Below are 6,743 nucleotides of genomic sequence, written 5' to 3' on the forward strand. Positions count from 1 at the left end.
GGCTGCTGGAGATCGGCTGCGGCTGGGGCTCGTTCGCGGAAGGCGCGGCGCGCGCCGGCGTCGCGGTACACGCGATCACGCTGTCCGCCGAGCAGAAGGCGCTGGTCGAGGAGCGGATCGCGCGCGCCGGCCTGACCGGCGTCGAGGTGTCGCTGACCGACTATCGCGATGTCGCCGGCACGTTCGACGCGGTCGCGAGCATCGAGATGGCCGAAGCGGTCGGCGCGGAATACTGGGCCGGCTATGCGCGGGCGATCGCGCGCGCGCTGAAACCCGGCGGGCGCGCGGCGATCCAGTTCATCGCCATCGACGAGCCGTTGTTCGACGCCTATGCGAACGGTGTCGACTTCATCCAGCGGTATGTGTTCCCGGGCGGCATGCTGTTGTCCGAGGCACGGTTCCGCGCCGCGGCTGTCGCGGCCGGGCTGGACTGGCGCGACCGCAGGGGGTTCGGGCAGGACTATGCCGAGACGCTGCGCCTCTGGCGGCTGCGCTTCGACGCGGCGGTGGCGGAGCGGCGGCTGCCCGTGCGGTTCGACGCGCGGTTCGTGGCGCTGTGGCGCTATTACCTGATGTATTGCGAGGGCGGGTTCCGGGGCGGCGGGATCGACGTCGCGCAGGTGACGCTGGTGAAGGGATGACCGCCCCTCCCGTTCATCGCGCGCTCGCCGAAGGGCGCTGTTCCCATCCGGGTGAGGTGAGGGACAGCGTTTCGGCAAGGCCGGCGTGAGAGGGGATGGGGATCAGCCCTCCACCCGCTCGAAATGCCCAGGCTCGAACCCCTCGACCGCCAGCGTCGCGATCCGCCGCGCCACCACCGCAGGATCCTTGACGGTTTTGGGGTCCTCGCCCGGATAGGCGTCGGCGCGCATCCGCGTACGGGTGGCGCCGGGATCGAGGATCGCGGCGCGGATCGGCGATATGCCCTCCATCTCCTCGCCATAGGCGCCGACCAGCATCTCGAACGCCGCCTTGGACGCGCCATAGGCTCCCCAGAACGCGCGAGGCTTCCGCCCGACGCTCGACGTGACGCCGATCACCTTGCCCGCCGCCGACTCGCGCAGCAGCGGATCGAAGGCGGCGATCAGCGAGGCGGGCGCGCTGACGTTGAGCGTCAGGATCGCCGCCAGTTCCTTGGGATCGATCGCGGGTACCGCCGCCAGCGCGCCGAGCCGGGCGGCGTTCAGCACCATGACGTCGAGCGCGGTCCAGCGTTCGGCGACCGCGGCGGCGAGCCGCGCGATGCTGTCCGCCTCCGTCAGGTCGAGCGGCGCGATCGTGGCGCTGCCGCCGGCCGCGAAGATCGCCTCCTCCACCCGCTCCAGCCCGTCCGCGTCGCGCGCGGTGATGACGACATGGGCACCCAGCGCGGCGAGCGCGAGCGCGGTGGCGGCGCCGATGCCGCGGCTGGCGCCAGTCACGAGCGCGAGTTGATGGGCTAGGGGCTGGTCCAAGAAATCTTCCGGCAGGAGGTCGGGATCAGGCGACCCGCTCGGCGAGGAGCGCGAACTGGTCGACGTCCTCCGCCGCGTCCTGGTCGGTGAGGCGGGTGGGATAGTCGCCGGTGAAGCACGCGTCGCAGTGGCTCGGGCGGCCGTCGTCGCGCCCCGGCTGGCCGAGCGCCTTGTAGAGGCCGTCGATCGACACGAACGCCAGGCTGTCGGCATGGATGAAGTCGGTCATCCCGCCCAGGTCCAGCTTGGCGGCCAGCAGTTTCGCGCGCTCGGGCGTGTCGACGCCATAGAAGCAGCTGTGCCGGGTCGGCGGGCTGGCGATCCGCATGTGGACCTCCGCCGCGCCCGCCTCGTGCATCATCTCGACGATCTTGAGGCTGGTGGTGCCGCGCACGATCGAATCGTCGACCAGGATCACCCGCTTGCCCTTGATGAGCGCGCGGTTGGCATTGTGCTTCAGCTTGACGCCCAGGTGGCGGACCTTGTCGCCGGGCTGGATGAAGGTGCGGCCGACGTAATGCGAGCGGATGATGCCGAGCTCGAACGGGATGCCGGACGCCTGCGCATAGCCGATCGCCGCGGGCACGCCTGAATCGGGCACCGGGATCACCAGATCGGCGTCGACCGGCGCTTCGATCGCGAGCTGCGCGCCGATTGCCTTGCGCACGTCATAGACCGACAGGTCGCCGGCGATCGAGTCGGGACGTGAGAAATACACCCATTCGAAGATGCACGGCCGCGCCACCACCGGCTTGAACGGACGGATCGACTCGACGTCGGTGCCCCGGATCAGCACGATCTCGCCCGGATCGATGCTGCGCTCGAACGTCGCGCCCACCACGTCGAGCGCCACCGTCTCCGATGCGACGATCACCGCCCCGCCCTCGTCGTTGGCCAGCCTGCCCATCACCAGCGGCCGGATGCCGAGCGGGTCGCGGCAGGCGATCATCCCCTCCGGCGTCATCACGACGAGCGAATAGGCGCCCTCCACCTGCTTCAGCGCGTCGATGAACCGGTCGATCAGCGTCCGGTAGCTGGAGGTGGCGACCAGGTGGATGATCGTCTCCGTGTCCGACGTCGACTGGAAGATCGCGCCGCGCCGGACGAGTTCGCGCCGAAGCGTCATCGCGTTCGACAGGTTGCCGTTGTGCGACACCGCGAACCCGCCGCTCGCAAGCTCGGCGTACAGCGGCTGGACGTTGCGCAGCGACGTGTCGCCGGTCGTCGAGTAGCGGACGTGCCCGCAGGCGCTGGCGCCGGGCAGCGATCGGATGACGTCGTCGCGGTCGAAATTGCCCGCGACATGGCCCATCGCGCGGTGGATGTGGAACTGGCGACCGTCCCAGCTGACGATGCCGCCCGCCTCCTGCCCGCGATGCTGAAGCGCGTGAAGCCCGAGCGCGACGAGCGCCGCGGCGCCATCGCAGCCCGACACGCCGAACACGCCGCACTCCTCGCGCAGGTGATCGTCCTCGAAAGGATGGGTGGTCAGCATCGGCCGGTCTCCATCGATGAATCTCCATCGGTCCTGGACGTCCCGCGTGGCACCGGGCCTATAGGGGTGCCGGCGCGGCTTGTCGCCTGTTTGTCATGCCGCGGCCGCCCGCCGCGGTTCGGCCCGTGACGGGGACAGGCGGAAACCGCCGCGCGGGATGCGGCGCGATGGTCGGGGTGACGGGCCGGGCGGCCGGGGGCAAGGCCGGCACCCACCTTGCGAAATGCGTTGCGCGACGGCCGCGTTCCGGAACGCGCGCGGCCGCCCGGCGGTTTGGGGCACATCCCTTGCATGACTGGAGACCCACCATGGCTGATCTATCCCAGGCTCGCGTCCTGATCCTCGCGACCGATGGCTTCGAGCGGGACGAGCTGTTCCTGCCGCGCCAGGCGCTGATCGACGCGGGCGCCACCGTCAGCCTCGCCTCCATCACGACCGATCCGATCCAGGGCCTGGTGAACGACACGGAGAAGGCGGACACGATCGTCCCGGACCTGACGCTGGACGACGTCGACACGGAGGAGTTCGACGCGCTGCTGCTGCCGGGCGGCGTGGGCAATCCCGACAAGATGCGCCTTCAGGAGCGCGCGGTGGAGATCGTCCAGGAGTTCATGGACGACGACAAGCCGGTCGCCGCGATCTGCCATGCGCCGTGGCTGCTGGTGGAGGCGGACGTCGTCGACGGGCGCCGAATGACGAGCTGGCCGTCGGTGCGCACCGACCTGGAGAACGCCGGCGCCGACGTGGTCGACGAGGAGGTGGTGGTCGACGGCAACCTCGTCACCAGCCGCAAGCCCGCGGACATCCCCGCGTTCAACAAGGCGATCCTGGCTGCCCTGACCGAGGCGCTGGCCGAGGAAGCCGCCTGAGGTCCGGCTGAGGCTTGGCTGACGCTCAGCCGCGCGGAACGACGGAGCGCCGTCGCCCCGCACGGCCCGGCCAGGCAGGCAGGCGCCCCGGCAGTTCCTCGACCCACCGCCGGGCCGGACGCTCCACCAGATGGTGGAGCGACCAGGACGCCATCAGCACGACGACGAGGTACATTGCGACCAGCAGGGGCGGGATGGCGCGGGCATCATCCACGACCGCGAGCTTGAAGACGAAGAACAGGAGGAAGTGCGACAGGTATGTCGCGAAGCTGATCTCCCCCAGCAGGTGCAGCCAGCGCCCGGCCAATGGATTGCCGGGCAGGCCGCTGGTGAGCGCAAGGGTGAGCAGGAGAGTCGCAAGCGCGAACGGGACCGCGAGTGTCTCGGGCAGGAGCCCGGCCGCCGTCGCCGCGATGGCGCCCGTCGCGCAACATGCCGCCAGGATGGCTGGAACCACGAGCCGATCGCGCCACCGCATCCACAAGGCGCACGTCGCGGTGCCGGCGGCGAACTCGACGAAGCAGCGCGCCAGGCCCATCCGCGCGATATCGTAGCCAAGGCTCGTAGCGCCATGGCGGGCGAACAGGCCGTGCAACAGCACGAACAGCGCGGCGAGAGCCGCGAGGATCGCGGGCGTCGGCAGCCGCCGCCAGTCCAGCATCGCGACGAGCGGCGGAAAGAGCAGATAGGCAGCCCATTCGGCGCTGATCGACCAGGCGGGATCGTTCCAGCTCAGCCGGTCCGTGAAGCCCCAGTCCTGCACCAGCAGCAGGTGGAGCGGCAGCTCCGCCGCCGGGAAGCGTCCGCCGCCGTCGCGGCCGGTCGCCGCCAGCGCCAGCGCGAGGACGATCGCCGATCCCAGCATCGCGAGGTGGAGCGGCCACACGCGGGCGATACGCCTGATCCAGAACCTACGCGCCGCGCCGCTGCCGCCGCCGCCCGGACCTGGGCGCAGCCGCTCGTGCCATGCCAGCCAGATGACGAAGCCCGACAGCAGGAAGAAGAAGTCGACCGCGAGATACCCCTTGCCGAGCGCGAGCACGGCTGGCGCCGGCAGGCCGGCGATCGACAGGCGGATGTGATAGAGCATCACCAGCCAGGCGGCGATCCCCCTGGCGCCGGTCAGCGCCCGTAGTTCGCCCGTCCGCCCGTTCATGCGGGCAGCGCGGCCGCGGCGCGAGCGCGCCGCATCGGCCGGAAGCTCTCGCCCGCGCGCCGGCGCGCCAGATAGGTGTCCAGCCCGATCTGCGCGCCGATCAGCATGTATACGAACGGCTGGAACGCGATGGCGATGAAGGCCGCGCCCAGAAGATAGACGATGTGCCCGTTCTGCAAGGCCGCCGCCAGCGGCGCGACCCACGCCTGGTCTGGGGTTGCGTGGGCATAGCGGCGGCGCAGCACCTCCATCCGCGCCAGCCCGGCGACGTTGATGAGCAGCCACAACGCCGCGCCGGGATAGCCCTGCTCGCCCAGCATCTCGAAATAGGCGCTGTGATAGGCACGCGCGGCGTCGACCTGCAGGCTGTTGGTGACGGTGGTCGCGGCGCCGGCGCCGGTGATCGCGACGGTGTCGTATCGGATGTGGTTGCCGCGATAGGCGTCGAACCCGCCGCCCAGCGGGTGCGTCTTGGCATAGTCCCACGTCCACTGCCACACCGCCAGCCGCGTGGAGGCGGAGGTGTCTGCCTGGTACGTCCCGATGGTATGCATCCGCTGCGTGAACGCCGATGGCAGGAACGGCACCGCCACGAGCCCGATCGTCGCCAGCATGCCGAGGTACAGGAACTTGCGCCTCGCATCGCGCAGCATCAGCAGCGCGAGCAGGCCGATGCACAACAGCCCGGTCCGCGTGGACGTGCCGATCGGGATAAGCAGGCAGGCGAAGATCAGCGCGAGGCAGAAGATCGCGACCTTGCGGTCGGGCCTGAAGATCGTGCCGTGGCGGATGAACCAGGCGACGATGGGTACGATCGCGATCGCCACCGTCGAGATCGTGCTGCCCTCGTACAGCCCCGAGTTGTTCGAGACCATCAGGTTCAGTTCGCCATAGCCGCCGCCGCTCGCCAGCGTCTTCAGCGCGCCAACGATGATGATCGAGCTGGCCGAGACGACCATGAACAGCAGCAGCGCCTCGATCCGCAGGCGCGTGCGCAGTGTGAACGGCAGAAAGGCGGCAAAGGCCAGTGCCTTCCACACCCAGCCCCATTTCTCGAGCGCGTCGGCCGGGAAGTCGGCGCCGAGCGTCGTGGCGAAACAATAGCCGAGCAGCGCGACGAGCATCATCTGGCGCGGCGCCACCCGCGTACCCCGCTTGTCGTCCGCCAGCAGCCAGCCGCCGAACGTCAGCCCGACCGCGACCAGCGATATCGGCACCGAATTGAGCATGTAATAGGTCAGCCGCTGCGGCGCGACGATGTCGATGTAGACGTACGCCAGCACGAACAGGAACGGGCGGCGGAACCCCAGGCCCAGCAGGACCATCAGATAGCCGATGAACGCCACGTCACGCACGCGGGGGTTGCTCCGTCGCGGGCGGCGGCTCGACGTCGAGGTCGCGGCGGCGCATCAGCAGGAAGGCGGCGAGCATCATCAGCCCATGGCTGACCGCGAGCGCGAAATTGTCGATCATGCGCGCTCCTTCCCCCGAACGGAGGGTAGGAAGGGTCGGTAAGGCGCGCCGGTTGACGGCCCGTTAAGCGCGCGGTGGCAGGAGGGCGGGATGCGCATCCTCCACGTCCTCGACCACGGGTTGCCGCTCCAGAGCGGCTATGCGTTCCGGACGCGCGCGATCCTGAAGGCGCAGCGCGCGCGCGGGTGGCAGGTGGCCGCGGTCACCGGCGCCAAGCAGGGCGCGACCGCGTCGCCGTGCGAGACGATCGAAGACCTCGCCTTCTTCCGCACCGTCCCGCCGCGCCGCGGGCCGGC

General features: G+C 70.1%; 7 protein-coding genes and 1 pseudogene. 3 read left to right on the forward strand and 5 right to left on the reverse strand.

What is annotated here, in order from left to right:
* Positions 1–641 (forward strand): class I SAM-dependent methyltransferase (locus HUV01_RS10375; RefSeq protein WP_174298192.1); only part of this gene is annotated, 641 nt, incomplete at its 5' end.
* 102 nt (positions 642–743) lie between these two features.
* Here HUV01_RS10375 and HUV01_RS10380 read toward each other — a convergent pair.
* Both HUV01_RS10380 and purF read right to left on the reverse strand, forming a co-directional pair.
* Positions 744–1,454 (reverse strand): SDR family NAD(P)-dependent oxidoreductase, encoded by a 711-nt coding sequence (locus HUV01_RS10380; RefSeq protein WP_174298193.1) that lies wholly within the window; start codon positions 1,452–1,454, stop codon positions 744–746.
* 25 nt (positions 1,455–1,479) lie between these two features.
* Positions 1,480–2,949, reverse strand: a complete 1,470-nt coding sequence (purF, locus tag HUV01_RS10385) for an amidophosphoribosyltransferase (RefSeq protein ID WP_174298194.1) — start codon at positions 2,947–2,949, stop codon at positions 1,480–1,482.
* 308 nt (positions 2,950–3,257) lie between these two features.
* Here purF and HUV01_RS10390 point away from each other — a divergent pair, with 308 nt between their 5' ends.
* A complete protein-coding gene (locus tag HUV01_RS10390; RefSeq protein WP_174298195.1) occupies positions 3,258–3,818 on the forward strand; it encodes a type 1 glutamine amidotransferase domain-containing protein in 561 nt (186 codons plus the stop codon).
* 25 nt (positions 3,819–3,843) lie between these two features.
* Here the strand turns inward: HUV01_RS10390 and HUV01_RS10395 are convergent, their stop codons facing one another.
* From HUV01_RS10395 to HUV01_RS15330, 3 genes are read right to left on the reverse strand one after another with little or no spacing between them, the layout of a single operon-like run.
* On the reverse strand, positions 3,844–4,974 hold the full coding sequence (locus tag HUV01_RS10395; protein WP_174298196.1) for an acyltransferase family protein: 1,131 nt from the start codon (positions 4,972–4,974) through the stop codon (positions 3,844–3,846).
* On the reverse strand, positions 4,971–6,329 hold the full coding sequence (locus HUV01_RS10400; RefSeq protein ID WP_174298197.1) for a DUF5935 domain-containing protein: 1,359 nt from the start codon (positions 6,327–6,329) through the stop codon (positions 4,971–4,973). Before HUV01_RS10400 ends, HUV01_RS10395 begins: the two co-directional genes overlap by 4 nt.
* A complete protein-coding gene (locus HUV01_RS15330; protein ID WP_302480042.1) occupies positions 6,322–6,447 on the reverse strand; it encodes a hypothetical protein in 126 nt (41 codons plus the stop codon). The genes HUV01_RS10400 and HUV01_RS15330 overlap by 8 nt, the downstream gene beginning before the upstream one ends.
* A gap of 90 nt (positions 6,448–6,537) precedes the next feature.
* Between HUV01_RS15330 and HUV01_RS10405 the strand changes: the two are divergent.
* Positions 6,538–6,743: pseudogene (locus tag HUV01_RS10405) on the forward strand (glycosyltransferase WbuB); the annotation flags it as partial.

Source organism: Sphingomonas bacterium (genome assembly GCF_903643035.1).
Lineage (GTDB): Bacteria > Pseudomonadota > Alphaproteobacteria > Sphingomonadales > Sphingomonadaceae > Sphingomonas.